A 26,966-nucleotide genomic window follows, 5' to 3' on the forward strand; every position below is an offset into this window, starting at 1 on the left:
GTTATAAGTCTTCCAGCAGGAGCAAATATAGATTTTTTGATGTACTTCCGTAGCTTAAGAAGTCTTTTTCTTTTTGGGTTTCAAAGTTTTTGATGGTAGTGATATTGGTTGGTATGGCATTCTTGTTTTTTTCTTTTATTCCTTTTAATCCTTCGCCTATATTTTGTACAAGCTGGCTTGTTCCGGCAAGGATAACAAAATTGTCAGGAAGTTCGGTTATTTTCTTTTCTCCGAGCTGATTGGAAGAAAACAGGATAGCACCAGTGTCGGCAATCAAGTATTCGCAAGTAGCTAGGAAAAAAGAGGATGAGGTGTTTTTTGTAAATTCTAAATTATACCCTGAAAATTTTTGTTCCAATCCTTTTTCTATACAAAATACTTTTTTTTCATACCAATCATTCTCTAATAGGATATTGTCAAAAGAATCCAGAATCTCATTTTCATTATCGCAATAAAGAAACTTACCTCCATTCTTCCTGAAATTAAGCATAAAGCTCTCATCTACAGGTAGGTCGATTTCGGGCATGTATTTACTGCGATCATCAATTTGCTGATCTTTCTTCTTCTGGTCTGATTTAGATTTTGAGGAAAATAATCTTCTAAATAGACTCATTTTTATTGGGGTTGCTTACTTTGATTTTACAAAACGTTCAAAGATAAAAAAATCTTAACCTAATATTCTTGTTAGGTTAAGATTTTTTTAATTAAAACGATAAAACAAGTAAAAACTTCTATGAAGGGTCTTCAGTTGTTTCTTCTTTTTCCTTTTCGAAAGGGCGTTTTCCGAAGATTTCTTCCAGGTTATCTTTAAAAATTACTTCTTTTTCTAGTAGTACTTCTGCTAATTCTGTTAGCTTGTCTTTGTGTTCTTCTAACAGTTTTATTGCACGTTGATACTGTTCTTCAATGATATTGGAGATTTCTTTATCGATAAGCTCACTGGTCTGTTCGCTATAAGGTTTAGTAAATCCGTATTCATTTTGACCCGAAGAATCGTAATAGGTGATATTTCCTATCTTATCATTTAGTCCATATATAGTAACCATTGCTCTTGCTTGTTTGGTTACTTTTTCCAGGTCGCTTAATGCTCCGGTAGATATCTTATTAAAGATGACTTTTTCTGCAGCACGTCCTCCCAGTGTTGCGCACATCTCATCCAGCATTTGACCTGGTCGTACAATAAGACGTTCTTCTGGTAAGTACCAGGCAGCTCCTAATGATTGTCCTCTAGGTACAATAGTTACTTTTACCAGGGGAGCAGCATGTTCTAACATCCAGCTAACAGTGGCATGACCTGCTTCGTGAAAAGCAATGGCTTTTTTCTCCTCTGGGGTAATGATTTTGTTTTTCTTTTCTAGACCACCAACAATTCTGTCCACAGCATCTAAGAAATCTTGTTTTCCTACGGCTGTGTTTCCTTTTCTGGCAGCAATAAGTGCTGCTTCATTACAAACATTAGCAATATCAGCTCCTGAGAATCCAGGGGTCTGCTTGGCCATGAAATCGGTATCTAATTCATTTTCTACCTTTTTTAAAGGTTTTAGGTGAACTTCGAAAATTTCTTTTCGTTCTCTGATATCAGGCAGGTCTACAAATATTTGTCTGTCAAAACGTCCAGCTCTCATCAGGGCTTTGTCTAATACATCAGCTCTGTTAGTAGCAGCAATTACAATTACATTGGTATTCGTGCCAAAACCGTCCATTTCAGTTAGGAGCTGATTCAGGGTGTTTTCTCGTTCGTCATTTGATCCGGAGAAATTACTTTTTCCACGAGCCCTACCAATGGCATCAATCTCATCGATAAATATTATGGCTGGGGATTTTTCCTTGGCTTGTTTGAAAAGGTCTCTAACACGAGAGGCTCCAACTCCCACAAACATTTCTACAAAATCAGATCCTGAAAGAGAGAAGAAAGGTACTTTGGCTTCTCCTGCTACTGCTTTTGCTAATAAGGTTTTTCCGGTTCCTGGAGGGCCTACAAGAAGAGCCCCCTTAGGGATTTTACCTCCTAATGAGGTGTATTTTTCAGGGTTTTTAAGAAAATCTACGATTTCTTGTACTTCTTCTTTAGCACCTTCTAGTCCGGCTACATTCTCAAAAGAAACTTTGACATCTGTATTTTGATCAAAAAGTTTTGCTTTTGATTTCCCAATATTGAAAATCTGCCCTCCGGCACCACCTCCAGCACCACCACTCATTCTACGCATGATAAATACCCATACTCCAATGATAAGTGCAAAGGGAAGTAGTGTTACTAAAATGTCTCCCCATACATTGCTTTCGGTGTCGTAAATTACTTGAGTCGATAATCCGTTTTCTGTTTTAATTCGCTGGATTTCATTTTCGAAATTTTGAAGATCTCCAAATTCGAATTGATAATCAGGCTCATTTAATCCGGATGATAATAAAGATTTACTTCTTTTTTTAGTGTGTTTTTCTTGTGCTTTTGCTTCGTTGGTAAGGAATACCTTTGCTTCTCTTCGGTTGAGAATAACAACTCGTTCTACTTCTCCATTGCTGAGGTATTTCTGAAAATCGGAAGGAGTGGTTTTTGGGGCAGCTCCCCAACCGTTACTTCCTAAAAAATTCAATGCTAAAAATCCAACAATGATAATAGCATATATCCAGTAAGCATTAAACTTAGGTTTTTTGTTTGGTTCTAGTTTTTTACTCTCTTTAGCCATTTACCGCTCTTTCTTTTTTTAAAAATTTGTATTTATTGTAGTAGTCTTCGCATCTCCCCATAATCCCTCTATGTCATAGAACTCTCTAATGTGTTTTTGAAAAACATGAACCACTACATTGACGTAATCAATTAAAACCCACTCCGCATTATCACTACCCTCTACATGCCAAGGTTTATCTTTTAAAGATTTGCTTACTGTTTTTTGTACAGAGTTCACAATGGCATTAACCTGGGTGTTCGAAGTACCGTTGCAGATGATAAAATATTCACAAACAGTGTTTTCTATTTCTCGTAAATCTAAAATGCTAATATCACTTCCTTTAACTTCTTCAATCCCTTTAATGATTTGAGTTATTAATTGGTCAGTACTAATTTCTTTTTTAATCATGCATTTTTTTAATTTGTGTAAAGTTATTATTTTTTTCGTTTTTACCTGTCTGTATTGGCAGACAATTATAAAACTTTACACTATTTTTTTATGCATATAATCAAAGTTGATGCCATTGATTCTACAAATTCATTTCTAAGAGGGTTAAATAGAGAGGACAAATTAGTGGAAAAAGTCTGTGTATTAGCCAGGGAGCAAACGGCAGGGAAAGGACAGTTAGGAGCTTCATGGGTGAGTAATCCCGGTGAAAATCTTACCTGTAGCGTTTTTATGCCGATTCAGAAAATAGAAGCTTCGGATCAATTTTATATCTCAATGCTAGTATCATTATCGGTGTTTGATGCGTTGCAAACATTCATGATACCTAAATTGTCAATCAAATGGCCAAACGACATTCTGTCAGATAAATATAAAATATGTGGTATTTTAATAGAAAATATTGTTAATAATGGCAGGTTAACTGGTGTTATTATCGGAGTAGGGATTAATGTGAATCAGAAAAATTTCGAAAATCTTCCAAGGGCAGCTTCTTTATCGATGTTGTCAGGTAGAAATTTTAATGTAGAAGAGGTATTACATTCTTTTTTGTATGCTTTAGAAAAACGCTTCGCTGCATTTGATGTGTCAGGTTTTATGTCGTTGAAACAAGAATATGAAAAATGTTTGTTTAGAAAAAACAAACCCTCTATGTTCAAAGACAGAGAGGGAGATTCTTTTGTTGGAATTATCCAGAGTGTTACACAACAAGGAAAACTACAGGTGCTCTTGGAAGATGAAATTATAGGAGAATTTGACCTTAAAGAGCTTCAATTATTATATTGATTACAATTTACCCAGGTTCTCACTAAGTGTGTTGATAAAGTTCTGGATCGGATTCTTTATCATCATTGCCATCATGGCATTGAATTTTCCTTCGAAGGTTAGTTTAGTACTGCTTTTTCCGTCTTCCAAAGGAGTGATATCAGCTGTAAGAGTAAAAGGAAGCTTATCGCTTGCCGCACCAAGTACTACTTGCGAAGAAGGGGTACTTTCTTTTTGTTCTAAAACAATTTCCGGCATTCCTTTTAATTGAAAAAGAAATCTGGAATCGTTTATTTTTTCAAAATTTTGTTTGCTCTCAGGCATGATTTGCTCAAAGTTTTCAACCTTAGTCAAAAATTCAAAAACCTCTTCCGGAGATTTATTTATAGTAATAGTATTGCTTTCTAGATTCATTTAAATTTTGATTTGTGGTTCCCATTCAGAAGGGTTAGTTCTCCATCCTTGCAGGGTGTTTAATTGTTCCTCTGTGATGTAATTGGTATCCAGTGCCTGTTCCAGAAGGTTCTCATAGTTGCTTAGTGTATGAAGCGGCAGAGATGCTTCTTCGAAGTTCTGATTAGCAATTTCAAAACCATAGTTAAAAATGGCGATCATTCCTTTTACATTGGCATTTACTTCTTTCAACGCCTTGACTGCATTAAGACTGCTTTTTCCTGTACTAATTAAATCTTCCACCACCACTACATTTTTTCCTTCGGGAACGATCCCTTCGATCTGGTTTTTGCGACCGTGTTTTTTAGCTTCTGGTCTCACATAGATAAAAGGAAGGTTTAGTTGTTCCGCGACTAACATTCCGATACCAATCGCCCCGGTAGCAACTCCGGCGATTACATCAGGCTTTCCATACTCGTCTTCGATAAACTTAGCGAGATGCTCTCTCAGATAGTTTCTGATAATAGGGTATGAAAGTGTTATACGATTGTCGCAATAAATAGGAGATTTCCAACCAGAAGCCCATGTAAAAGGTTCTTGCGGTTGTAATTTAATTGCATTAATTTGCAGCAATAATTCAGCTGTTTTTTTTGCTGTATTTTTATCAAAAATCATAGTGCAAATGTATAAAGTTTTTGTGAATAACGCCCCAATTATTCTATCTACTAAAAAGTCTGTAGCAGATTGTCAGACGTTTCCTATAAAAGAAGTGGATTTTTTAAAGATCATTGAAGATCTTATCCAAAATCCAGATAAGAAATATCATTTATATCATAAAAAAGAAGAACGCCTGCTGGCACATTTGTATACCAAATTACCTGTAGTCTATGCAGGAGGAGGCAAAGTGTATAATGCTAAGAATGAGGTTCTTTTTATTCATCGCAATGGTAAATGGGATTTGCCTAAAGGAAAAGCAGAACGAAAAGAAGATATAGAAACGGCTGCTATCAGAGAAGTGGAAGAAGAAACTGGTGTGACCGGATTAGAGGTAACTAAGTTTTTATACAAAACATTTCATGTTTTTAAACGAAATGGAGAATTCCGATTAAAAGTTACTTATTGGTTTGAGATGAAAACAGCTTTTAATGGTACATTAACTCCTCAGATAGAAGAGGACATCCATAAAGTAAAGTGGAAAAATAGAAAAAAGACAAAAAAAGCATTAAAAGATTCATATGCGAACATTAAAATGCTTTTTTCTCAGGATTATTTATCGTAAAATACGATATATAGGATACTTCATATGTGCTTTTTCATAGTTGCTAGATTGTTTATGAAGCCAGTCTAGCTGACGATAACTGTTTTTTCTAAAAGAAGTGTCTTTTTGTTTTTCAATAAATCGCGCTTTTAGTTCAGGATGTTTTTCTAATAGTTCGATAGCTTTGTCTTCCCAAACATAAGGAGAGAATCCTTCTTTTTGTTGGAGAATCGTATCCAGGTAGTTCCAATTAAAAAATGAATCAGGAGCTTCAGGTTCTAATACCTCTATGATATATCTTATGGCTTTTTGAGCTGTAGGAATCAGATAATCTCCTTTTCTAAAAGTCATGGTGTTTTCTTTTTTGCTTACCTGAGTGTCATAATGAAGGTAATGTCCTTCATAGGGAGAATTCCGTGTTTTATAAGATTGTATCTTATAGGTTTCTACAGTTATGGTAGTATCTTTGGAAAGACGTTGGTACGCAACCTGATTTCTCTTTAGAGCATCCGTTATTCTCCACCATCCCTGAGGAATGACATAAAATGCAGGAATGGTTACTTGTTTGGAAGGGATAAAGTAATCGCGATATGTTATTTCTTTTTGATAGGGTTGCTCTCGGTAATATTTTAATCGAGTACCTTGTGTAAGTGTGCTGGGAATTCGTTTTCCTTCATAGCCTTTGAACAGAAATGTACTATGACGGGTCGTATCTATTTTCCATTGGATAGGGTAAGTAGTCTGTTTGTCAAAGTACGAAAAAGCCTGTTCTCGTAATTGTTTGATTTTTTTAGGATCGTTTTCTATGATATCAATCATCGACTTCATCAATTCATAAGTACCTTCTACACGTTGTTTATAGGGTTTAAGCATATGGGTTTCGATCATCATTCCCAATGTATTCCATAAAGTGGTATAACCTGTAGAATATCTCGGATGATCCATAAACTGGGTAAACCCCTTGTCTGGAGTTTGTCCCCATACATTGACATAAGGAGTGATGTCCCATTTTTTTTCTTCCAGTAGGGACGTTAGTGTAGGTTGTATTTCTTGATGTAGATAGGTGCCTAATGGACCTCCCAATTTATTGTGTTGTGTGAACAGGTGAGTGAGGGTGTATTGGTAATCAGCCCCGTTACTCACGTGATTGTCAATAAAAACATCCGGTTGTACCAGGTGAAATACTTCGCTAAAAGCCTGTGAGTTCTTAGTGTCATTTTTGATAAAATCCCTATTGAGATCAAAATTTCTGGCATTACCTCTGAACCCATAGGATTTAGGACCGTTTTGATTCGTACGGGAGGTAGAATTTCTGTTCAGAGACCCCCCTATATTATAAATAGGAATGGTAACTAAGGCGGTATGCTTAGGAAATGGAATTTTTCCCTGAACAATGTCTCTGTATAGCAGTATGGTAGCATCGATTCCATCACTCTCTCCAGGATGAATTCCATTATTGATAAGTAGAATTCTTTTCGTTTTTCGTAACTGGTCAAAACGAGTTTCGTTACTATCGTGAAGACTAATTACATGAAGTGGAAAACCACTATCGGTCATTCCGATTTCTTGCAGGTGAATTTGTGGATACGCATCGGCTAATTTCTTATAATATGAAATGACTTCTTGATATGTTGGAGTTTCTGTTCCTTTGCTTTTCTCAAAAGTAGTTGTAAAATCAATATCTTTTTTTTCTGAATTTGTAGTCGTTGTACAGGATGTAAGAAGTAACAGTATTAAAAGCGTCGTATACTGGAAAAATGTAAAAGTATATTTCATCAGTTTGTTTTTAGTGTTTTTTTACAATCCCCGATGGAATTCGTCTAAATTCGTTTTATAGGGTATGTTTTTACCCATACATAAGAAGAGTTGCCATCCTTGCAATATTTCTGATATTCGTATCATAGATCTCCCCTTATATTTTATAGGTATTTGGTATCCCGGCTAATATAAAAAGTTTTTGATGGGATCTTGTTTTATTAACATTTTCATAAGAATTAAACATTAGATAGCGTCATATTTCCTTGTAAGACGATAAAATAGCTGTATTTTTGCTGCCTTAAAAAAAAATGCAACCATGACTGAATTTGTGAGAAAAAGAATGGCAAATGCCAAAAATGATATCTTATCAGGGTTAACAGTGGCCTTAGCCTTAGTGCCTGAGGCAGTAGCATTTGCTTTTGTAGCAGGAGTAGATCCATTAGTAGGATTGTATGCTGCTTTTATGATTGGGTTTATTACAGCAGTAGCAGGAGGAAGACCTGGAATGATCTCAGGAGCAACCGGTGCCTTAGCTGTTGTAATGGTAACCTTGGTGGCTAAAGGAAATGCAATGGGGGCTCCGGGAGAGGAACTAGGGTTGTATTATCTTTTTGCGACAGTTATTTTAATGGGAGGTATTCAGATGCTGGCCGGTCTTTTCAAACTAGGGAAGTTTGTTAGATTAATCCCACATCCGGTAATGATGGGATTTGTAAACGGATTGGCTATTGTGATTTTTCTGTCTCAGTTAGGAATGTTTAAAGAAGGAAGTAAAGACCTTTTTGGTAATGATAAGTATGTAACAACTTCAGTAGAGAAACGTTTTGAAGTTCGAGAAGATAATAAGGTATACGAAGTACTTACGGATAAAGTATTGTTTGCCTTTAATAAAAATAGATTAGAAGATCTGCAAACGAAAGAAAGTAAGTATATCATTGTTCCAGAAGAAGGGAAAGATGTTTTTCAGGTATATGATGCTACAAGCAAAGAGGTCGCATTTAATTATAATACCAAAGAAAAAGGTCTGTATAGTGTCAAAAAGAAAGGAAAAGCCAAAAAATGGCTTCCTGCTGAGGAGTTATTATGGATGTTAGGATTGGTATTGCTAACCATGCTTATTATGTGGGGACTTCCTAAGATAACGACTAAACTTCCTGAAGCGCTGATCGCAATATTGGTAGTTTCTTCGATTGTAATTTTTGGAAAAATGGAAGACATCGCCACTGTAGGTAGTTTTATCAGAGATGGAGGGGGAGAAGGATTAAAAGGAGGACTGCCTCAATTTCAATCAGCGATATTTACAAAAGTTCCGATGACATTAGAGACATTGTGGTTTATCGGTCCTTATGCTTTGATTCTGGCAGCAATTGGATTGATTGAGTCACTGATGACACTGAATCTGATTGATGAGTTGACAGAAACCAGAGGAAACTCTAATAGAGAATGTCTGGCACAAGGAGGAGCTAATATCATCACAGGACTTTTTGGAGGAATGGGAGGTTGCGCCATGATTGGACAATCAATTATTAATATCAAAGGAGGAGGACGCACAAGGCTGTCAGGGATTGTAGCAGCCGTAACCTTGTTGCTATTTATTTTATTTGCTTCTTCTCTGATAGAGAGAGTACCAATTGCAGCTCTGGTAGGAGTAATGTTTATGGTCGTCATAGGGACATTTGCCTGGTCTAGTTTTAGAATCCTTAATAAGATCCCATTGGCAGATGCCATTGTATTGATCGCAGTATCTTTATTAACTGTTTTATTTGATTTGGCGATAGCTGTAATTGCTGGAGTTATAATATCTGCGTTGGTATTTGCATGGGAGAATGCTAAAAAGATCCGAGCTAGAAAACATGTCAAAGACGATGGAACAAAGGTATATGAAATTTGGGGACCTTTGTTTTTTGGAAGTATTCAGGCATTTAATAGTAAATTTGATGTGTCGAATGATCCGGAACATATAGAAATTGATTTTATGGAATCCAGAGTGAGTGATCATTCTGCTTTAGAAGCAATTTTTAATCTGGTAGGGAAGTATGAGCAGGCAGGTAAAAAAGTAAAAGTAAAACACCTTAGTGAGGACTGCCAGGCACTTATGATTAAAGCTTCACCAAGATTAGCAGGTGTTATAGAACACAATATTGATGATCCGCGCTATCATGTGATGGCTAGTATTGAAGAGTAATAACTTACCAAAAATAAAAATATAAACGATGGATATTCCTTTTGAACCTGTAGTACTGGGGTATAAAGTGAATATCCATCTTGTTTTAGAATATCTCGCTTTCTTTGTCGGGTTTCGATATTATGTGTATCTAAAGAAAAAGCACAAAGATCATATTTCCTCATCAAATCGATTGACAATTATCATAGGCGCCGTTTTTGGGGCATTTATCGGTTCTCGAGTTATCGGTTTTTTAGAAAACCCAGTATCCGTATCTTCTATAGAACAAGTACTTCAATTATTAAATACCAAAACCATTATGGGAGGGCTTTTTGGTGGGCTATTAGGGGTAGAACTAATAAAAAAAATTATAGGAGAACGATCTTCTTCCGGGGATTTATTTACTTTTCCTCTGATTCTTGGAATAGCTATCGGAAGAGTCGGGTGTTTTTTATACGGAATACATGAATTTACGTACGGGAAGCCGACAACTTTCTTTACCGGAATGGATTTGGGAGATGGGGTGTTGCGACATCCGCTGGCATTATATGAATTGGTGTTTCTGGGAGTTTTGTGGAAGGTGTTGCAAGCGATTGCCAAAAGAAAAGATTCGGTCTCAGGGATTGTTTTTAAATATTTTATGATCGCATATTTTTCGTTTCGATTTGTTATAGAATTCTTAAAACCTAATGTGTTTTTAGTCTTCGGGTTAAGTAGTATTCAGTATTTATGTATATTATGCACAATTTACTACAGAACTACGATCCGAAAACTATTATATGCCGACTAGAAAATACACGTACTATGACTACACGCTAAGCCTTTGTACTTCTTGTTTGAAAAGAATTGATGCTAAAATCGTCTTCGAGGATGAAAAAGTATATATGCTAAAACACTGCCCTGAGCACGGAAGATCCAAAGTGCTAATTGCAGATGATATTGAATATTATAAAAACATCCGAAATTATAACAAAGCTTCCGAATTTCCTTATCGTTTTAATACCAGTACGCATTATGGTTGTCCTTATGATTGCGGACTTTGTCCGGATCACGAGCAGCATTCTTGTTTATCAATTGTAGAAGTGACAGATCGATGCAATCTGACATGCCCTACCTGTTATGCTTCTTCTTCACCACATTACGGAAGACACAGAACACTGGATGAAATTAAGAAGATGCTGGATACCATTGTAGCTAATGAAAAAGAACCTGATGTGGTGCAAATTAGTGGAGGGGAACCGACAATTCACCCTCAGTTTTTTGAAATACTGGATTATGCCAAAACACTACCGATTAGACACTTAATGGTAAATACCAATGGAGTGAGAATTGCAAAGGATAAGAAGTTTGCTGAAAAGTTAGCAGGGTATATGCCTGATTTCGAGATTTATTTGCAGTTTGATTCATTAGAAGCTGAGGTATTAGAAAAATTAAGAGGAGAAGATTTAACAGCGGTACGCAAACAGGCAATTGCACATCTGAATGTGTTTAACTTATCAACTACTTTGGTCGTTACCTTACAGAAAGGATTGAACGATCATGAAATCGGTGATGTGATTTCATATGCGATTAAACAAAAATGTGTAAGAGGGGTCACTTTTCAGCCAACTCAGATAGCGGGACGCCTGGAAGATTTTAATGAAGAAACAGATCGAATTACCCTGACAGAAGTGCGGAGAAAAATACTGGAACAGTACCCGGCTTTCGAACCGGATGATTTAATACCGGTACCGTGTAACCCTGATGCATTGGTGATGGGATATGCTTTTAAAGATGAATCAGGAATTATTCCGCTTACTCGATATATAAATCCGGCAGATTTACTGAATAATGGAAAGAATACGATTGTCTATGAGCAAGATGAAGAACTGCATGAGCGGATGTTACAGTTGTTTAGTACTGGAAATTCGGTAGATGTAGCTTCTCAGAATCTTCAATCCATCATGTGTTGCTTGCCAGATATAAAAGCTCCGGAATTAGGGTATGAAAACTTATTCCGGATTATTATTATGCAATTTATAGATGCGCATAATTTTGATGTCAGAGCCATAAAGAAATCCTGTGTCCATATTGTAGATAAAGATTATAAAATAATCCCTTTTGAAACGATGAATCTTTTTTATAGAGATGATAAAAAAGCATATCTGGAAAAACTAAAAAAAGAAAGTATATGATTCTATTAGAGCCAAACTTAGACGGATTAGTCATTTTTATTGTAATGATTATGTTAGCACCTCCGGTGATATTATTAATTATAGGATTACTGTTGCGTAAGTATAATTATCCGGTGGCCGGGAAGGTATTCATGATTTTATCCGGAATTTATCTGATCACTGGTTTGGGAACCTGTGGAGCTTTGATGATGGGGTTTTGATGTTGTGTCAAAACAAAAGCACCTTTTTAAAAAAATGATAAAAAGATGCTTTGTTATACTTCTGCTTAATATTATTAATACTGTTTAGTTTTTTATAAAGGTCTTTTGCGTAGTGAAAGTATCCGTTTTTATTTGAATAAAATACATCCCGGGCTGTAGGTCTTCTATGGTAATTTCAGGGGCGTTATTTATTCCTTTTCTAACCATTTTTCCCTGAGGATTAAAGATGCTGTAAGAAGTATTTTTACTATCACCTGATAGATGTAACCTATTTGAAGCCGGGTTCGGGTATACAGTAATTTCATTAGTAGATGTTTCTTTGTCGAATTCGTGCACATCAAAAGCTTTGGATCTTCGGGATGAAGCAAAGAATACTTTTCTTACATTTCGGGCTTTGTATGCACCTGCAGAGTGACCATATCCACGGGCTACTAACAATTTTTTATTGTCATTTCTCATATAATACCTGCGTACATAATTGGTGTAGATGCGAGCACGTTGGTATCGATTATCGCCTTGTAATTTGGCACCACATCGGACATCCAGATAACGGGTTCCTGTATCTCGCTCTCCGATCATTTGGTATACCGTTCTATTGGTTAAATTTCTTTTGATAGCAGTTGCTCCGGTAGCTCTCATATATGAATTTAGGTTCCCATTGATTCCAAATTCATATTTGTTGTAATTACTACAATTGGTAGAAGGCGTTCTAAATCTGTTTTCAGATCCGGAAATTCGACGTCTACTGTCGGGATATAGGTAGATAGAAGGCGCATAAGAAACATATTGTACTTTAACATTGGAAGGAATAGAAGCGCGACTTCCGGCTGCATATCGATTGATCATTTGTCCCCCGGCAGAAAAACCAGTAATTGTCAGTGTTTTTAGATTAGGGTTATTTCTAAGTAATATTTCGACAATTTTATCAATGACCGTAAAAGAGCTAACCCGGTTACTGTTTTGAGACAGATCTCCAAATTTCCACCTCCTGGTCCAATAAGCGTATGTGTTTTTATCCAGGTTGTGATAATTCATATGATCGAGTTCCATCATAATAGGAGAAACAATAAGGGAGTTGTTTAATTGTCCTTCAGAAATAGCTGCGGATCTTAAATTATCATACACGGATTTTCCGTATTGATTTACCCCGTGAAAAGCAATAATAGCATTAGTGATATTCGTTCTTCGGGTGCCAATAGCCAGGTTTCGCCAATATGGAATATATACTGTTTTGTTATTTACTTTAAAAGAAATTCTGGAAGGCGGTAGTCCTTCTGGCAAAGGATTAGATTGTGCAATTACATGTGCGCTAAGTCCAAACATAATGAAGCAAAGCCAGATAGTTAGTTGTTTTTTCATGATTTGTGTTTTTGTGAGTTACTCGATAATCGAGATTTAAATGCTTCGAGGAAAAACTCGAAAATAAAGTTGATTTCCCGTGATGCCCTATGTGTTGGCAATTAGGGAGTTAATTAGCGGGAAGTCTCTGTTCCATAAAAATAATATTAAGTTGAGTGAGTATAAATATATAGGGAACTAGTAGGTAAATGAAACAGAAGTTTACCAACTGTTTAATTTATTACATATAGCCCTTCATATTGTAAACGAAGTAAAGAAATGCAGTTTTTTATTTGAAAGAAAGTGTGCAGTAAGTAATTAACAGTCAGTTAATTTTGTTTGTGATAATTTTAAGAGGAATCTTAGCATATATATGCTTTCAAACGTAGATTGAACTGATTTTTGTTATGAACTAAAAAAAAGATTTCAATAGTAAATGTTATCTTCTTTTTAGGATATACAAGCTTTCATTGAGGATAGCCTCTTTGATCAGTATATTTTCCTCTGGAGCATAAGTAGCTGCGAGCGTGAACTCATCTATTTCTTTCTCTACTGTATATCCATTGATAGAATGATAAAAAGAAGAAGGAATCGTCTGGTGAGCAAATAGTTCATTCGTCTGATTATTGCGATCAAAATAGTGTAGTAACCGGTTGTATACTTCAGTACTGGCTACTTCGGGTTGATAAGATACGCTTCCGATTTGATCCCCTGGTTTTTGTAATAAAGAAAAAACTTCAAACAGTTTGTTTGTAGTCGTAGTATCCAGAAAAAATAAGACACCTTCTAACAGTACAAAAGTAGGAGTATGTTGGATATACGGAGCTATTTTAGCAACGATCTCTTTTGTCGTATTTGTAGCAAAATCCACAGCGTGATAGTCGATTACCCGTGGAGGCAAGGTTCCATCTTTAATCCATTGACCAATTTGAGATTTCTTATATTCAATGATAGGTTGTTTGTCAATTTCGATTGTATGTATATGAGCAGGTAGTATAAATTGATACATGCTAAATCCTGCTCCAAAATTAATGAGTGTTCCCGTTGGGTGATGTTTGAAGAAAGCGGTAAGCTCTTCCAGAAAAAAACGATTTCTTATTGCATGTAGGATGGCTTCTTTAGAAGAAATTTGTTGAAATATTTCCGGAAGCAGAGAATTGGTCTTATCATTGTTCCACAATCTGGCATAGGGATCTTTACTAATCGTTTCGTGAAGAGATCTATAAGTAGAGACAATGAATGCTGTTTCGTGAACTTTCATGATACCCGAATTTTAAAAGAGAATAAACAAGAATGCTAATGTAGTAAATTAACAGCTTGATAAGACATAAAAAAGCTTCCTGAATACATATCCGGGAAGCTTTTTTTAGTATATAAAGAATGTGAATGTGTTTATTGTACGCGCACCGTATCAGGTACAAGCCCTGTATAATCTCCTCCATTGCGGATCACATCTCTGACAATAGAAGACGAGATATAACTTTTTCCAGAAGAGGTCAGAAGGAAAACAGTTTCTATTTCAGACATTTTCCTATTCGTGTGAGCAATTGCTTTTTCGAATTCAAAATCCCCTGGATTACGCAATCCTCTGAGGATAAAATTGGCTTGTTGTTTTTTGCAAAAATCAACAGTTAATCCCTCGTAAGTCATTACTTTAATTTTTGGAACATCTTTAAAAGATTCCTCGATAAATCGCTTTCTTTCTTCCAGTGAAAACATGTATTTTTTATCGGCATTCACTCCAATTGCAAGAATAATTTCATCGAATAGCGTGAGTCCTCGTTCGATGATATCGTAATGCCCTAAGGTAATAGGATCAAAAGACCCCGGAAAAACAGCTCTTCTCATATGTTGTGTACTTGATCTATGATGTGCTACAAATATAGAAAACTAAATGAATTAGCATGTTACAGGCACATTTCTATCGCATTACTAAATAGTTCTGTAAGGCTGATACCTGCTTTTTGTGCTTGCTGAGGCAAGATACTTGCTTCACTTAATCCTGGATTTGTATTCATTTCTATAAAATGAGGAATCCCATTGTGGAAGATATATTCACTTCTGGAGAATCCGGACATTTTTAAAATCTGGTAGACTTTTAGTGCAATCTCTTCTACTTTCTTTCTATCTTCTTCTGATAATCTTGCCGGAGTAATCTCCTGGGATTTTCCTTCATACTTAGCTGCATAATCAAAGAATTCATTCTCCGAGACGATTTCGGTAATCGGGAGTACGATGTCTTTTCCTTTATAGTGAATAACACCTACAGACACTTCTGTTCCGCTCAGAAAAGATTCGATAATAATCTCATCATCCTCTTTATAGGCAACTTCAATGGCTGGAAGCATTTCTTCAGCGGTTTTGACTTTAGAAACCCCATAACTACTTCCGGATTTATTTGCTTTTACAAAACAAGGAAGTCCTACCTGATTAATAATCTCTTTTACATGAACCTGATCTCCCTTATTGAGGTAATAATTAGTAGCACAGGGAATTCCGTATGGTTTGACTGCACTGATGCAATCTCTTTTGTTAAAGGTTAAGGCAGCCTGATAAAAATCACAGGCAGTTTGTGGGATTCCGAGGAGCTCAAAATATGCTTGTAATAAACCATCTTCTCCCGGAGTGCCATGAACAGTATTAAAGGCTGCGTCAAAAGTAATTTTATCCCCATTGAGATGGAAAGAGAAATCACTTCGGTCAATAGGATGTCGCGCCTCTTCTTCATCCAGGTAGTACCAATCTTCCTTACTAATGATGACCCGATAAGGAGTATATTTGCTTTTATCCAGGTGTTTATAGACAACATGACCGCTATTGACAGAAATGTCGAATTCACTGGAGTATCCTCCCATAAGAATGGCTATATTTTTTTTCATGTGTATTACATATTATTTTTAGATACCATCAGGAGTATCAAAACCTCCTTCTTTTACAGTATAACGATTGCAATGACTCGTTTTGTTTTCTAGAGCTTGTGAAAACAAAAATATCATTTATCTGTGAACAAAAGCCTAAAACTTTCGGTTTTCATATCTTTGTCCAAATTATCAAATCAATCTATGAAATTACTCAAGTTTATATTCAGTAAAATGTTCCTTATCCAATTAGTAATTGCTGTGGCAATGGTGGCTATTTTATGCTTTGTGGGCCTACGTTGGTTGGATAGTACTACCAATCACGATCAGCGAATAGTAGTACCCAGTTTAAGCAAGAAAACACTTGATGAGGTAAAACTAATTTTGGAAGAACATTCATTGAGATTTGAGGTACAGGATTCAGCAAATTTTAATCCTGAGTATCCCAGGTTTTCTGTAATAGAACAAAACCCTGCGGCAGGAAATATGGTAAAAGAAAACAGAAAGATATATGTAACCCTGAACCCATCAGGATATAAGAAAGTAGAAGTCCCTAGAGTTGTACAGAAAACATTGCGTCAGGCAAAACCCCAACTATTGGCTTTAGGGTTTAAAATAGGTACCGTAACCTATAAACCGAATATTGCCAAAGACATGGTGTTAGAGTTACGATATAACGGTAAAAAACTGAGCCCGGGAACTAAATTGATGAAGACTTCTGCAATCGATTTGATTTTGGGAGATGGGAACAGAGGAACCGTAAACCTTTCTTCGGATTAAAAAAAGATAGTTTCAGTACCAGCTTATGAATACAGAAGGATTAGAGCCTACAGAGGATGATTTATATGAGCATTATCGATTTGTAGCAGGAAGTGGACAAGTTCCCCTGCGCGTTGATAAGTTTTTAATGAACTTTGTAGAGAATGCCACCAGAAATAAAATACAGCAAGCAGCTAAGCAGGGCAGTGTTTTTGTCAATGATATAGCGGTGAAGTCCAATCACAAGGTAAAACCCAACGATGTGGTACGGGTACTGTTTTCTCATCCGCCATATGAGAACCTGTTGACTCCCGAAGATATTCCTCTGGATATCGTATATGAAGATGCATATCTGTTAGTCGTTAATAAACCGGCAGGGATGGTTGTACATCCGGGACATGGAAACTACTCAGGAACCTTGATCAATGCGTTAATATATCATTTTGATAATTTACCAAATAATAGTAGTGATCGACCGGGGCTGGTACACAGAATAGATAAGGATACCAGTGGGTTATTAGTCATCGCCAAGACGGAAGAAGCAATGACTCATCTGGCGAAACAGTTTTTTGATAAAACTTCTGAGCGGGAGTATGTTGCCATCGTATGGGGAAATCTGAGTGAAGATGAAGGAACCATCGAAGGGAATATAGGAAGACATCCCAAAAACCGATTGCAAAATACTGTTTTTGAAGGAGATGAATCAGAAAAGGGAAAGCCGGCAGTTACACACTATAAAGTGATAGAACGATTAGGGTATGTTACGCTAATTTCATGCCGATTAGAAACCGGGCGTACACACCAGATCAGGGTGCATATGAAACATATCGGACATACCTTGTTTAATGACGAACGATATGGAGGTGAAAAAATATTAAAAGGAACCACGTTTACCAAATACAAGCAATTCGTAGAAAATGCATTTAAGGTACTGCCAAGGCAAGCACTTCATGCCAGAACATTAGGGTTTGAACATCCGGAGACTGGAGAAATGATGAAGTTCGAAACACAGATCCCGGCAGATATGCAGGAGTGCGTAGAGAAGTGGCGTAAATATGCGAAAAATCAATTATCAGAAGGGTAGCGGAAAAAATAGCTTGATTTTTACTATAAAATACGGTTTTTTTTGAGAAAAAACGGAGATTTTTAGATTTTCATACGTAAAACTTATTTATAATCAAAACCCTTATTCAGGTAATTCTAAATTAATTAACCCTACCTTTATTCCATAATATATTATAATGAATAAAGGAACAGTAAAATTTTTTAATGAAACCAAAGGATTTGGATTCATTATTGATGAAGATTCAAAAAAAGAACACTTTGTACACATTTCTGGGGTATTAGATGAAATCCGTGAAGGTGATGAAGTAGAATTTGAATTACGAGAAGGAAGAAAAGGATTAAACGCAGTAAATGTTAAAGTAATTTAATATAGACGACATTAATTTTTTTATTGAAGAAAAGCCTGTCAGTACTGACAGGCTTTTCTTTTTTTTATTAGTACAGCTTGATTTATAGTATTATAGGGGAATGGTTTTGTATCTTTAATACCCGTAATGTTAGTAAAGCAACAACAATAACTAAAAAAAATAAGAAATGGAATCGTTAACAGCTATTAAAATAAATGGATATACACATGTTCCGTATGTATCTCCCAGATATGACAAGGATGAAATGCTGGAACGCAGTCAGGCTTTCTATCAATGGATGGATAGCAGACGATCAGTTCGGGAATTCTCTTCAGAGCCAGTAACAAAAGAGGTAATCGAAAATATTATTAAGACAGCTTCGACAGCCCCTTCAGGCGCACATAAGCAACCCTGGACATTTTGTGCGATTTCCAATCAGGAATTGAAAAAGAAAATACGAATTGCTGCAGAAAAAGAAGAAGTAGAAACCTATACCAATCGGATGAGTGATCGTTGGCGAAATGATTTAGCTCCCTTGGCTACTGATGCGAATAAACCATTTATAGAAGAAGCTCCCTGGATTATAGTAGCCTGTAAACGGGTGTATGAACACGAAGAAGCGGTGAAGCACAATAATTATTATGTCAATGAATCTATAGGAATTGCTAGTGGAATGTTGATTGCTGCAATTCATAATGCTGGATTGGTAACGTTGACACATACACCCAGTCCCATGAATTTCTTGACCAAAATGCTGGATCGTCCTTCTAATGAAAGAGCCTTTTTACTTCTGCCAGTCGGGTACCCCAAGCAACCGTCTTATGTGCCTGACTTAGAAAGAAAACCGCTGGAAGAAGTCAGTGTTTTTTATGAATAAAAAAGAAATCACCTACCATTGGTATAGAACAAACTAATACTGGTATAGAAAAGAGATGTCTCATAGGGTTTTGATACTAAAGAGTCCGTTGTATTTTTGACCACGCTATGAGAAAGAAAAATATTCTCAGTGTTAGGATGTTATAAAAAAGTGTTGGCGAAGCATAGCAAACATTGCTACTTAAATAGACTGTTTGTTATGCTTTACTTAATCATCGAAATTAAGATTCATTTTCTAAATAATGCGATATGCTCTTATATCAAGGGAGTGTATTCAATATTAGAAAAGAGATTTTGTATTCATTTTTTGAACAGAAATTAGTAAGGAAGAAAACATATTTTTATCTACATTTATAACATATAACAATTAGTGTTTAATCTATAAAAGTAATCGTGTGAAAATTGTAATATCCCCGGCTAAGTCCTTGAATTTTGAGTCAGATATCCCCACTACCAAAACTACAGAAGCTGCTTTTCTAGCAGAGGCAAAAACATTGAATGCTGTATTAAAAGAAAAGAGTCCTAAGGATATAGGAGCGCTTATGAGTATTAGTGATAAACTATCAGAACTCAATTGGCAGCGTAATCAGGATTGGAAATTGCCTTTTACTAAAGAGAATGCCAGACAAGCAGTTTATGCTTTTAATGGAGATGTCTATACAGGCTTAGATGCATATACAATACCACAAGAGAAATTAGGAGTGCTGGAAGATAAACTGCGCATCCTGTCAGGGCTATACGGTATACTGAAGCCGCTGGATTTGATACAGCCCTATCGATTAGAAATGGGAACAAAAATGCCGGTAGAAGCGAATAAAAATCTCTATGGATTCTGGAAAGAAAAACTAACAGCACATCTCAATCAGGAGTTGACCGCTGATGAGTTGTTTGTTAACCTGGCTAGTAATGAATATTTTAAAGCAATCGATAAAAAAGCCCTAAAAGTACCAGTGATTACTCCGGTATTCAAAGATTGGAAAAACGATCAGCTAAAAATGATTAGTTTTTTTGCTAAAAAAGCAAGAGGGATGATGGTTCGCTTTATTGTAGATACAGGAGCCGAAACACTGGAAGATATAAAAGGGTTTAATTACGAAGGGTATGGGTATAGCGAAACACATACTACAAAACCAGAAGAACCCGTATTCATCCGATAATCATATAATGCTTTCAACAACATAAATTTCTTTTCAGTACTACTGGAAGGAGCTGCCTACGTGTACTGCCATAATCAGAGTACATATCTGTTGAAAGCATTTTTTTTATTGGCACTGCCAAGGGATGTACTATCCCAAGGCTTGCCTCGATATTAAAAATTTCTTTCTTATGATGCCCTGTGGACTTACTTCTAAGTAATTCACTATCCAACACATCATTCCTATAAGTATTGAGGAAAATTGTGTGTCAAAACTACCATAAACCCAATATAGCAGGTTGCTTTCTGGTGTATTTTTAACGATTATCAGGAAGTGGTAACATTATAAAATGATTGAAGAAAAGAATAGTTAGATTTCCTGGCTAATGTTTTGTGTGTTTGAATCAAGGGGATTTAATTATGAAGTGATTTAAACTTTTTCCAGCTTGCTAAAAAAAATGTCTTCTTACGCTCATATTTCATAATTTTTGACTTCGTAGCCCTGCTGTACAACTAAAAAAATACTTCATCTGAACACAAAACCATTATTTTTTCACTTAACTCAAAAAAGTTTAAACCATTTCTATAAAAAAGAACTTCTGCTAGTTGTTTTATAGACTTCCAAGTTTTAGTATCTTCAACAATTCATTTGCAGAAAAAAGAAGTACATATGCAACGATGTATCACAGCACTGGATTGGATTAATAAAAAAATAGGAGTTTACGTAAGCTGGTTGGCAGTGGCTCTGGCTATTGTGATGACCATAGATGTTATTATCCGTTTTGTTTTTCAGACCACTTTTATCTGGGTTATTGAAATAGAAGTATATCTGTTTGGGATGTTATTTTTAATCGCTTCTGGCTATACTTTTTCAGAAAACAAACACGTTCGGGTTGATGTTTTTTATAGTCGCTTATCCGAAAAAGGAAAAGCCTGGATTGATTTATTGGGAGGTGTTTGTTTACTAATTCCCTGGTGTTATGTCGTGATCGTTACCTCCTGGTATTACGGGCTTACTTCCTGGATGATTGGCGAGCAATCTCCACAACCGGGAGGATTACCAGCCTTGTATATTCTCAAGTTCTGTATCACAGTAGGTTTTACTTTTTTACTATTACAGGGGATTTCTCATATCCTCAAATGTCTTCATACTTTATTGACACCGTCAAAGGGTATAAAACCTAGAGGCTTGCCTTGAAATTTAAAATTTGTTTCTAACGAATGCTTTGTGGGTTTGTCCCGAGGTAGTTTACTTAATAAAAAATACTAATGGAATTTTTAGCAATTATCCTTTTTGTGGTCGTATTCATCCTTATTCTCAAAGGGTATCCGGTAGCATTTACACTGGGCGGAATATCAGTAGCTTTTGCTTTTGGGGTTTCCATATTTGCCCCTTCTCAATTCGATATGTCTACATTCTATTTATTGCCTTCTCGTATTATGGGAGTAGTCAATAACTATGTACTAATGGCAGTTCCCTTATTTATCTTTATGGGGATTATGCTCGAGAAATCAGGATTGGCACAAAGCCTGTTAGAGACCATGGCGATGATGTTTGGTCGTATCCGGGGAGGATTGGCGATTTCTGTAGTTGTCGTAGGTGCTCTTTTGGCAGCTTCTACAGGAATCGTAGGAGCTACAGTGGTAACGATGGGGCTGATCAGCCTTCCTACGATGCTTAAACGCGGATATAAAACAGAATTAGCAACAGGAGTTATAGCCTCCTCAGGAACCCTGGGGCAGATCATTCCTCCTTCTATTGTATTAGTGTTATTAGCTGATACAATTAATTCTTCTTCCAGAGGATCAGGAGCTGTAGATGTAGGGGCGCTCTTCTCAGCAGCTTTATATCCAGGTTTGTTACTGGTAGGATTGTATATAGCATACATCTTGATCCGTTCCTATTTGAAAAAAGAAGAAGCTCCCAGTATTCCGGCAGAAGAAATTGCTGAGTTTAAAGGAACAGATTATGGAAAAAAAGTCATAAAAGTATTACTGTTACCAGTTTTACTGATCTTATTGGTCTTGGGATCGATATTTGCAGGAGTTGCTTCACCTACTGAAGCTTCGGGAATAGGTGCTGTCGGAGCGGTTATTCTCAGTGTTATACAGAAGAAGTTTTCTTTTTCTGTCTTAAAAGAAGTTGCTAAAGAAACTACCAAATTGACTTCCATGGTCTTTTTTATCCTTTTAGGAGCCACTACTTTTACCTTGGTTTTTAGAACCCTGGGAGGGGATGGGTATTTACAGGAGTTGATCGTGTCTTCCAGACTGACGCCTATGTTATTTTTAGTATTGGTAATGGCTGTTATTTTTGTCGCTGGTTTTTTTATTGATTTTATAGAAATTATATTTATCATTGTTCCGGTAGTTACTCCGATTTTTAATGCTTTCCATATGGATATGTTGTGGGTAGGGGTATTAATGGCGTTGAATCTGCAAACCTCTTTTCTAACTCCGCCTTTTGGGTTTGCTTTATTTTATCTCAAAGGAGTGGCACCTCCCTCGGTACAAACGAACCAGATTTATAGAGGTATTATTCCTTTTATTATCATTCAGATAGGAATTGTAGGGCTTATTTTGTTTTTCCCGGAAGTTGTATTCCTATCTAAATAAATGAATTTATATACACAAATCAGTACATATTAAAAAATAAGCATATTATTATGAGACAGTATCATGCGCTAAGAAAGAATATAGGGTTCCTGATCGGAATGCTATGCATAGGATTATGTAGTTCCTGTTTAGGAGATCCCCCGGGGACGATGCGTGAAGTCTCCTATGATGTTACCAAACCAAAAAAAGTATATCATTGGAAAATGACTACTACCTGGCCTCCTAATTTCCCTGTATTGGGGGAAGTAGCAGAGAAATATGCACAATGGGTAGAGGAGTTATCCAATGGGCAATTAAAAATCAAAGTATATGGAGGAGGAGAACTGGTTCCTCCACTGGAAGCATTTGATGCAGTATCCAATGGTACTATAGAAATGGGGTGTGGGGCTGCGTATTATTGGGCAGGAAAAACACCAGCAGCCCAATTTTTTGCAGCAGTTCCGTTTGGGATGAATAGCCAGCAATTAACCGCTTGGATGGAAACAGGAGGGGGGTATGAATTATGGCGAAAAGCGTATGCTCAATTTAATCTGGTTCCTTTTTTAGGAGGAAATACCGGGGTGCAAATGGGCGGATGGTTTAATAAGGAAGTAAACAGTGTCGAAGACCTGAAAGGATTAAAGATGCGATTACCAGGAATTGGGGGCAAGGTATTGGAAAAAGCAGGAGGAGCTGCTATTCTGGTTGCAGGGGGAGAGATCTATACCAGTCTGGAACGAGGAGTAATTGATGCTACGGAGTGGATAGGTCCCTATCACGATTATAAAATGGGTTTCCATAAAATCGCCAAGTATTATTACACCCCAGGATGGCATGAACCAGGAACTCAGATGGAGTTTTTTATCAATAAACGATTATATGATGGATTGCCTCCGCACTTACAGGCAGCTATGGAAGCGGCTTCCAGGAGGGCACATTTATGGGTGTTGGCAGAGTTTGACAAACAAAATGGAATTTTTCTGGATAAACTGATCCATGAAGAAGGTGTGGAGATCAGAGAATTTTCCAAAGAAACGTTGGATGCATTACGGGGATATACAGATGAAGCAATAAAAGAATTGATAGGAGATGACCCTCTGTCTAGAGAAGTGTATGAAAGTTATGCTGCTTTCCAGAAACGCCTTGCTCCCTGGTCTGCTGTAACCGAAAAAGCGTATTATAATAAGATTCAGCAACAAAAGTAAATGAATATTTGATGTGTTTTGTAAGAGCACAAGAAGATTAGTAGTGCAAACAGCTGGGAAAGTTTTTAATACAGGGGAGGAAGTGTGTTTTTTGTTAATAATTTCTTAAATTTACTATGAGAATTTAATGAGATATTATGTCAAAAAAAATACCCCTTCTTCTTCTTCTTCTTCTTCTTTTCTTTATAAGCCATCTTACTGCCCAGATTGATAGGGATGCCGTATTAGGATTACCAACAGCAACGACGGCAGAGATGTTGAGTATCGTTAGTTCCTATACAGGTAGTGTTCTTTATAATACGACTGATGATTTGATCTATCGATATACAGGAACAGAATGGAGAGCAACAGAAGTTGCTATTTCTAGTGCAGAGCAATTGCGATTTGTTCGAGGAAATGTAAATGCCAATGGAACCATTGCTCAGGGAGCTGGATTTACAGTTACTAAACTTACATCGAGTAGGTATCAAATTGATTTTACAACCTCTTTTGGAGGGTTGCCAAGTGTAACCTTTACAACAGGAGACTTAGCTGCTTTAAACTCGTATGAGGATAACTTCGCTAATATCATTTTTCTATCTAATAGCAGAGTGGTGATTGTTACTGCGGATAACACAGGAGAAAATGCCCGGGAAGATTCCTGGTTTTCTTTTATCGCAGTAGGACCGGAATAATAACTAAACAGTCTTGTTCTGTGTTCTGATCTTGAGATAGAAGGTCAGAACAATGATTGTATCTTCTAATGAGTTGTAGAAAGGGCAGGATTCGCTATTTTTACCTGGTGTGTGAATAAAAACAAATTATATGCTAGAGGTGAAAATTGCCTTTTTTGTGATAGGTGCCTTTTTTGGCATGCAAAATGCTCGTATAGTAGCAGAAAAAACCGTAGTAACCCTTCATCCAGAGCAGCAGCTGATCGAGTTCGAACAGCAAAAATTATATGCAGTTTTAATGCGTAAAGAAGATAGTTTGCTTCTTAATGAAGAATGGAAAATATTAAATACTCCGGAAAATCGTAGTTGGGTTAAGGAAGTTTCTGATAAGGATACAGCTGTTTTGGAATTTAGAAAAGAAGATAAGTCGATTACAGCTTACATCGCATTTACCTATCCAGAGGAGAAAGTACTACAGTCTTTTGGACTCTATAAGAATAAAGAGGGGAAGTGGTGTATAAAAAACATTCCGGATTGGAATATAGAATCAAAAGAAGGAACCTTAAAAGGGGGGTATTGGGTGTTTGATGCTCAACAAAAGATCAGGTTTTCTGTTCGTTCCTATTTTGAAACGATTGAGAAGCAGGGGTATACAAAGCAGGATATATACAGTTATATCGTTCGTTCTCAATAAAAAAGTTTAGGGAGATATTTGAACTTGCTATCTCCAAAAAGCAAAGGTTACACTATAGAAATTCCATAATATCATCTATTACTGTAGATAGAAAACAAGGAAGACTCCCTTTTGGGAATAGGTTTTAGCCCGTAGAAAAGCAGCTCGAAACATTAAAATACGATTTCACAATAATACCTTATGGGCTAACAACTTAGATGATAAGAGTTGGTTGCCCAAAATAATAGAAAAAAGGTTTATAAGATGAGGTATCCAAATTTATGGGTAAGGAGCCATTAATTTAATGTTTTGAATTCGAATATGTTGATGGGATGTAAAATTAATGATGGAGCCAGTAAACTATTGCAATATAAATGACGTTATATGAGATTAGAAGACAATACCCCGGAATAGAGATGAAAAATTACTGATTTAAGTTTTTTTTAACCCTTATCACACGGATTACGATATAATTAGCAGTAGATTTACCAGATGAGTATGATATAAATACGGCGAAGTTTTCTTGGTAGGTGCTCCAAAATAATTTACTGACACAATACGTATATGTATTATATTGGGTATATTTATATCGGAAATTGGATATGTGAAAACTCTTAAAAACCATCAATATGGATGATTTTTCTTCTGGCGATCTGATCAGGCGCATGGAAAAAGTGCTTAAAAGAGCCATTAAAAATGTATTAGAAAACATGGATCCTGATCATCAGGATTTCAAACGTGAACTGGTAAAAAGTGTAAACAAAAAAATGAGGGTGTTAACCAGTCAATTATCGTTTCACTATACACCTTTTAGCACGATAGCGATTAATAATTTTTCATATACTCCCGGTAGGTGTAATGAAGAGGGGGTGATGATAGGAGAATTGGTAGCGACCTATACTCAGAAACCGGATCACACTAAATATGGAGGTCCTGGTTATCCGGGAAAAGAAAATGGGCAACTCTGTGAACATCCAAAAGGCAGTAAGAAATTCTATAAGTGGAATGCTTTTTTATGTCGTTGGGAAGATGTGTATAAAGATATTCCCCGCACAAGTCAGGAACCAGACTGGTATGATAAACTGACCAACAATGCAGCTTTTGAACCCTGGTGGGGTAATAATACTTCTGGAGGGAATTATCTAAGGAGCGATCGCAAACGAAATGGAGCTGATAATCTATGGGGCGATCCCGGTGTAGGAAGCAGAATGGGGACTTTTAAACAAATATCAGGAAATGTAATGCAATCTATCTACAGGTTTACCTTAAACCTAAAATCAGCCATCGGGCATTATGAAAAACTAAGCAACGCTTTTGGATTTGAAAATGAAATAGAGGAAAAATCAGAAAAAAAGAGAAAAAGTGGTGAAGAAGATACAATTACTCATATTCTTAGGGCAGATAATTTTGAAATTAAGACCAAAAAGCAAGCGAATGGATTTATTAGCGAAATTAAGGGATATAAAAATGCACAAAGAGACTCTGCTTACCACGTTAATCAAGCCAGGCTGCAAGGAGATATTAGGATAGAAATCACGATAAAAAAGAAATATGAATAAGCTTTTTTTTGTAGTAGGGATTATTTTATTGGCTATAACCGGGTGCCAACAACCTAGAAAAATAACAAAATACTATGAGGA

Annotated in this window: 27 protein-coding genes; 17 read left to right on the forward strand and 10 right to left on the reverse strand. The window is 36.4% G+C overall.

Annotation, left to right across the window (positions count from 1 at the left end; all coding sequences use genetic code 11):
- Position 1 precedes the first annotated feature (1 nt).
- The 3 genes from ACFSTE_RS15110 to rsfS form a co-directional block, all read right to left on the reverse strand.
- Entirely contained in the window at positions 2-613 is a 612-nt protein-coding gene (locus ACFSTE_RS15110) for an LUD domain-containing protein (RefSeq protein ID WP_176027010.1), read from the reverse strand.
- 118 nt (positions 614-731) lie between these two features.
- Positions 732-2,684, reverse strand: a complete 1,953-nt coding sequence (ftsH, locus tag ACFSTE_RS15115; protein ID WP_176027009.1) for an ATP-dependent zinc metalloprotease FtsH — start codon at positions 2,682-2,684, stop codon at positions 732-734.
- An 18-nt stretch (positions 2,685-2,702) separates the two neighbouring features.
- Positions 2,703-3,074: a ribosome silencing factor gene (gene rsfS, locus ACFSTE_RS15120; RefSeq protein WP_176027008.1), complete on the reverse strand. Its 372-nt coding sequence runs from the start codon at positions 3,072-3,074 to the stop codon at positions 2,703-2,705.
- Positions 3,075-3,164: 90 nt separating this feature from the next.
- On the opposite strand from rsfS, the gene ACFSTE_RS15125 reads away from it, so the two are divergent.
- Complete coding sequence (locus tag ACFSTE_RS15125; protein WP_378253716.1) at positions 3,165-3,896, forward strand: biotin--[acetyl-CoA-carboxylase] ligase; 732 nt, start codon at positions 3,165-3,167, stop codon at positions 3,894-3,896.
- Here the strand turns inward: ACFSTE_RS15125 and ACFSTE_RS15130 are convergent, their stop codons facing one another.
- Together ACFSTE_RS15130 and pyrE are read right to left on the reverse strand one after the other, a co-directional pair.
- Positions 3,897-4,289: an SRPBCC family protein gene (locus ACFSTE_RS15130; RefSeq protein WP_176027006.1), complete on the reverse strand. Its 393-nt coding sequence runs from the start codon at positions 4,287-4,289 to the stop codon at positions 3,897-3,899.
- A complete protein-coding gene (pyrE, locus tag ACFSTE_RS15135) occupies positions 4,290-4,943 on the reverse strand; it encodes an orotate phosphoribosyltransferase (protein WP_176027005.1) in 654 nt (217 codons plus the stop codon).
- Positions 4,944-4,950: 7 nt separating this feature from the next.
- Between pyrE and ACFSTE_RS15140 the strand changes: the two genes are divergently transcribed.
- Positions 4,951-5,547 carry an NUDIX hydrolase gene (locus ACFSTE_RS15140; RefSeq protein ID WP_378253719.1) on the forward strand — a complete coding sequence of 199 codons (597 nt, stop codon included), beginning with the start codon at positions 4,951-4,953 and terminating at the stop codon, positions 5,545-5,547.
- Here the strand turns inward: ACFSTE_RS15140 and ACFSTE_RS15145 are convergent.
- A complete protein-coding gene (locus ACFSTE_RS15145) occupies positions 5,539-7,302 on the reverse strand; it encodes a M14 family metallopeptidase (protein ID WP_378253721.1) in 1,764 nt (587 codons plus the stop codon). The two genes, ACFSTE_RS15140 and ACFSTE_RS15145, sit on opposite strands and share 9 nt — an antisense overlap.
- 298 nt (positions 7,303-7,600) lie before the next feature.
- Here ACFSTE_RS15145 and ACFSTE_RS15150 point away from each other — a divergent pair, with 298 nt between their 5' ends.
- From ACFSTE_RS15150 to ACFSTE_RS15165, 4 genes are read left to right on the forward strand one after another with little or no spacing between them, the layout of a single operon-like run.
- Positions 7,601-9,469 (forward strand): SulP family inorganic anion transporter, encoded by a 1,869-nt coding sequence (locus tag ACFSTE_RS15150; protein ID WP_176027002.1) that lies wholly within the window; start codon positions 7,601-7,603, stop codon positions 9,467-9,469.
- A gap of 28 nt (positions 9,470-9,497) precedes the next feature.
- Positions 9,498-10,238 carry a prolipoprotein diacylglyceryl transferase gene (locus ACFSTE_RS15155; RefSeq protein ID WP_378253723.1) on the forward strand — a complete coding sequence of 247 codons (741 nt, stop codon included), beginning with the start codon at positions 9,498-9,500 and terminating at the stop codon, positions 10,236-10,238.
- On the forward strand, positions 10,228-11,622 hold the full coding sequence (locus tag ACFSTE_RS15160) for a radical SAM protein (RefSeq protein WP_176027000.1): 1,395 nt from the start codon (positions 10,228-10,230) through the stop codon (positions 11,620-11,622). The genes ACFSTE_RS15155 and ACFSTE_RS15160 overlap by 11 nt, the downstream gene beginning before the upstream one ends.
- Positions 11,619-11,822: a hypothetical protein gene (locus ACFSTE_RS15165; RefSeq protein ID WP_378253725.1), complete on the forward strand. Its 204-nt coding sequence runs from the start codon at positions 11,619-11,621 to the stop codon at positions 11,820-11,822. The genes ACFSTE_RS15160 and ACFSTE_RS15165 overlap by 4 nt, the downstream gene beginning before the upstream one ends.
- An 84-nt stretch (positions 11,823-11,906) precedes the next feature.
- Here the strand turns inward: ACFSTE_RS15165 and ACFSTE_RS15170 are convergent, their stop codons facing one another.
- The 4 genes from ACFSTE_RS15170 to ACFSTE_RS15185 form a co-directional block, all read right to left on the reverse strand.
- Positions 11,907-13,181 (reverse strand): T9SS type A sorting domain-containing protein, encoded by a 1,275-nt coding sequence (locus ACFSTE_RS15170; RefSeq protein ID WP_378253727.1) that lies wholly within the window; start codon positions 13,179-13,181, stop codon positions 11,907-11,909.
- Positions 13,182-13,599: 418 nt separating this feature from the next.
- Positions 13,600-14,421 carry a class I SAM-dependent methyltransferase gene (locus tag ACFSTE_RS15175; protein WP_176026997.1) on the reverse strand — a complete coding sequence of 274 codons (822 nt, stop codon included), beginning with the start codon at positions 14,419-14,421 and terminating at the stop codon, positions 13,600-13,602.
- Positions 14,422-14,552: 131 nt separating this feature from the next.
- The gene (coaD, locus tag ACFSTE_RS15180) at positions 14,553-15,008 is read right to left on the reverse strand and encodes a pantetheine-phosphate adenylyltransferase (protein WP_176026996.1); all 456 of its coding nucleotides are present in this window, start codon (positions 15,006-15,008) and stop codon (positions 14,553-14,555) included.
- 59 nt (positions 15,009-15,067) lie between these two features.
- The gene (locus ACFSTE_RS15185) at positions 15,068-16,039 is read right to left on the reverse strand and encodes a D-alanine--D-alanine ligase (RefSeq protein WP_378253730.1); all 972 of its coding nucleotides are present in this window, start codon (positions 16,037-16,039) and stop codon (positions 15,068-15,070) included.
- 183 nt (positions 16,040-16,222) lie between these two features.
- On the opposite strand from ACFSTE_RS15185, the gene ACFSTE_RS15190 reads away from it, so the two are divergent.
- The 11 genes from ACFSTE_RS15190 to ACFSTE_RS15240 all read left to right on the forward strand — a co-directional run bounded on the left by ACFSTE_RS15190 (position 16,223) and on the right by ACFSTE_RS15240 (position 26,885).
- Positions 16,223-16,798, forward strand: coding sequence for a PASTA domain-containing protein (locus ACFSTE_RS15190; protein ID WP_176026994.1), 576 nt, complete (start codon positions 16,223-16,225; stop codon positions 16,796-16,798).
- 25 nt (positions 16,799-16,823) lie between these two features.
- The gene (locus ACFSTE_RS15195) at positions 16,824-17,861 is read left to right on the forward strand and encodes an RluA family pseudouridine synthase (RefSeq protein ID WP_176026993.1); all 1,038 of its coding nucleotides are present in this window, start codon (positions 16,824-16,826) and stop codon (positions 17,859-17,861) included.
- A 157-nt stretch (positions 17,862-18,018) separates the two neighbouring features.
- The gene (locus ACFSTE_RS15200; protein WP_176026992.1) at positions 18,019-18,210 is read left to right on the forward strand and encodes a cold-shock protein; all 192 of its coding nucleotides are present in this window, start codon (positions 18,019-18,021) and stop codon (positions 18,208-18,210) included.
- A gap of 166 nt (positions 18,211-18,376) precedes the next feature.
- Positions 18,377-19,066 (forward strand): nitroreductase family protein, encoded by a 690-nt coding sequence (locus ACFSTE_RS15205; protein WP_378253733.1) that lies wholly within the window; start codon positions 18,377-18,379, stop codon positions 19,064-19,066.
- Positions 19,067-19,460: 394 nt separating this feature from the next.
- The gene (gene yaaA / locus ACFSTE_RS15210) at positions 19,461-20,222 is read left to right on the forward strand and encodes a peroxide stress protein YaaA (RefSeq protein WP_176026990.1); all 762 of its coding nucleotides are present in this window, start codon (positions 19,461-19,463) and stop codon (positions 20,220-20,222) included.
- Between the two features lie 648 nt (positions 20,223-20,870).
- Positions 20,871-21,398 carry a TRAP transporter small permease subunit gene (locus ACFSTE_RS15215; protein ID WP_176026989.1) on the forward strand — a complete coding sequence of 176 codons (528 nt, stop codon included), beginning with the start codon at positions 20,871-20,873 and terminating at the stop codon, positions 21,396-21,398.
- 71 nt (positions 21,399-21,469) lie between these two features.
- Complete coding sequence (locus tag ACFSTE_RS15220; protein WP_176026988.1) at positions 21,470-22,816, forward strand: TRAP transporter large permease; 1,347 nt, start codon at positions 21,470-21,472, stop codon at positions 22,814-22,816.
- Positions 22,817-22,866: 50 nt separating this feature from the next.
- Positions 22,867-24,000: a TRAP transporter substrate-binding protein gene (locus ACFSTE_RS15225; RefSeq protein WP_378253736.1), complete on the forward strand. Its 1,134-nt coding sequence runs from the start codon at positions 22,867-22,869 to the stop codon at positions 23,998-24,000.
- A 137-nt stretch (positions 24,001-24,137) separates the two neighbouring features.
- On the forward strand, positions 24,138-24,674 hold the full coding sequence (locus ACFSTE_RS15230; protein ID WP_378253738.1) for a hypothetical protein: 537 nt from the start codon (positions 24,138-24,140) through the stop codon (positions 24,672-24,674).
- A 130-nt stretch (positions 24,675-24,804) separates the two neighbouring features.
- Positions 24,805-25,347 carry a hypothetical protein gene (locus ACFSTE_RS15235; protein ID WP_378253740.1) on the forward strand — a complete coding sequence of 181 codons (543 nt, stop codon included), beginning with the start codon at positions 24,805-24,807 and terminating at the stop codon, positions 25,345-25,347.
- Positions 25,348-25,955: 608 nt separating this feature from the next.
- Positions 25,956-26,885, forward strand: a complete 930-nt coding sequence (locus ACFSTE_RS15240) for a hypothetical protein (protein ID WP_378253742.1) — start codon at positions 25,956-25,958, stop codon at positions 26,883-26,885.
- Positions 26,886-26,966 lie beyond the last annotated feature (81 nt).

Source organism: Aquimarina hainanensis (genome assembly GCF_042684685.1).
GTDB classification, from domain to species: Bacteria; Bacteroidota; Bacteroidia; order Flavobacteriales; family Flavobacteriaceae; genus Aquimarina; species Aquimarina hainanensis.

Excerpts from the sequence above, each read along its gene's own strand:
- ACFSTE_RS15200 (WP_176026992.1), top strand. The coding sequence starts at position 18,019 with ATGAATAAAGGAACAGTAAAATTTTTTAATGAAACCAAAGGATTTGGA.
- ACFSTE_RS15160 (WP_176027000.1), top strand. The coding sequence starts at position 10,228 with ATGCCGACTAGAAAATACACGTACTATGACTACACGCTAAGCCTTTGT.
- ACFSTE_RS15140 (WP_378253719.1), top strand. The coding sequence starts at position 4,951 with ATGTATAAAGTTTTTGTGAATAACGCCCCAATTATTCTATCTACTAAA.
- ACFSTE_RS15170 (WP_378253727.1), bottom strand. The coding sequence starts at position 13,181 with ATGAAAAAACAACTAACTATCTGGCTTTGCTTCATTATGTTTGGACTT.
- ACFSTE_RS15190 (WP_176026994.1), top strand. The coding sequence starts at position 16,223 with ATGAAATTACTCAAGTTTATATTCAGTAAAATGTTCCTTATCCAATTA.
- ACFSTE_RS15215 (WP_176026989.1), top strand. The coding sequence starts at position 20,871 with ATGCAACGATGTATCACAGCACTGGATTGGATTAATAAAAAAATAGGA.
- ACFSTE_RS15155 (WP_378253723.1), top strand. The coding sequence starts at position 9,498 with ATGGATATTCCTTTTGAACCTGTAGTACTGGGGTATAAAGTGAATATC.
- ACFSTE_RS15145 (WP_378253721.1), bottom strand. The coding sequence starts at position 7,302 with ATGAAATATACTTTTACATTTTTCCAGTATACGACGCTTTTAATACTG.
- coaD (WP_176026996.1), bottom strand. The coding sequence starts at position 15,008 with ATGAGAAGAGCTGTTTTTCCGGGGTCTTTTGATCCTATTACCTTAGGG.
- ACFSTE_RS15235 (WP_378253740.1), top strand. The coding sequence starts at position 24,805 with ATGCTAGAGGTGAAAATTGCCTTTTTTGTGATAGGTGCCTTTTTTGGC.
- ACFSTE_RS15165 (WP_378253725.1), top strand. The coding sequence starts at position 11,619 with ATGATTCTATTAGAGCCAAACTTAGACGGATTAGTCATTTTTATTGTA.
- ACFSTE_RS15150 (WP_176027002.1), top strand. The coding sequence starts at position 7,601 with ATGACTGAATTTGTGAGAAAAAGAATGGCAAATGCCAAAAATGATATC.
- ACFSTE_RS15185 (WP_378253730.1), bottom strand. The coding sequence starts at position 16,039 with ATGAAAAAAAATATAGCCATTCTTATGGGAGGATACTCCAGTGAATTC.
- ACFSTE_RS15220 (WP_176026988.1), top strand. The coding sequence starts at position 21,470 with ATGGAATTTTTAGCAATTATCCTTTTTGTGGTCGTATTCATCCTTATT.
- ACFSTE_RS15225 (WP_378253736.1), top strand. The coding sequence starts at position 22,867 with ATGAGACAGTATCATGCGCTAAGAAAGAATATAGGGTTCCTGATCGGA.
- ACFSTE_RS15195 (WP_176026993.1), top strand. The coding sequence starts at position 16,824 with ATGAATACAGAAGGATTAGAGCCTACAGAGGATGATTTATATGAGCAT.
- pyrE (WP_176027005.1), bottom strand. The coding sequence starts at position 4,943 with ATGATTTTTGATAAAAATACAGCAAAAAAAACAGCTGAATTATTGCTG.
- ACFSTE_RS15205 (WP_378253733.1), top strand. The coding sequence starts at position 18,377 with ATGGAATCGTTAACAGCTATTAAAATAAATGGATATACACATGTTCCG.
- ACFSTE_RS15230 (WP_378253738.1), top strand. The coding sequence starts at position 24,138 with ATGTCAAAAAAAATACCCCTTCTTCTTCTTCTTCTTCTTCTTTTCTTT.
- ACFSTE_RS15125 (WP_378253716.1), top strand. The coding sequence starts at position 3,165 with ATGCATATAATCAAAGTTGATGCCATTGATTCTACAAATTCATTTCTA.
- ACFSTE_RS15110 (WP_176027010.1), bottom strand. The coding sequence starts at position 613 with ATGAGTCTATTTAGAAGATTATTTTCCTCAAAATCTAAATCAGACCAG.
- ftsH (WP_176027009.1), bottom strand. The coding sequence starts at position 2,684 with ATGGCTAAAGAGAGTAAAAAACTAGAACCAAACAAAAAACCTAAGTTT.
- ACFSTE_RS15175 (WP_176026997.1), bottom strand. The coding sequence starts at position 14,421 with ATGAAAGTTCACGAAACAGCATTCATTGTCTCTACTTATAGATCTCTT.
- ACFSTE_RS15240 (WP_378253742.1), top strand. The coding sequence starts at position 25,956 with ATGGATGATTTTTCTTCTGGCGATCTGATCAGGCGCATGGAAAAAGTG.
- rsfS (WP_176027008.1), bottom strand. The coding sequence starts at position 3,074 with ATGATTAAAAAAGAAATTAGTACTGACCAATTAATAACTCAAATCATT.
- ACFSTE_RS15130 (WP_176027006.1), bottom strand. The coding sequence starts at position 4,289 with ATGAATCTAGAAAGCAATACTATTACTATAAATAAATCTCCGGAAGAG.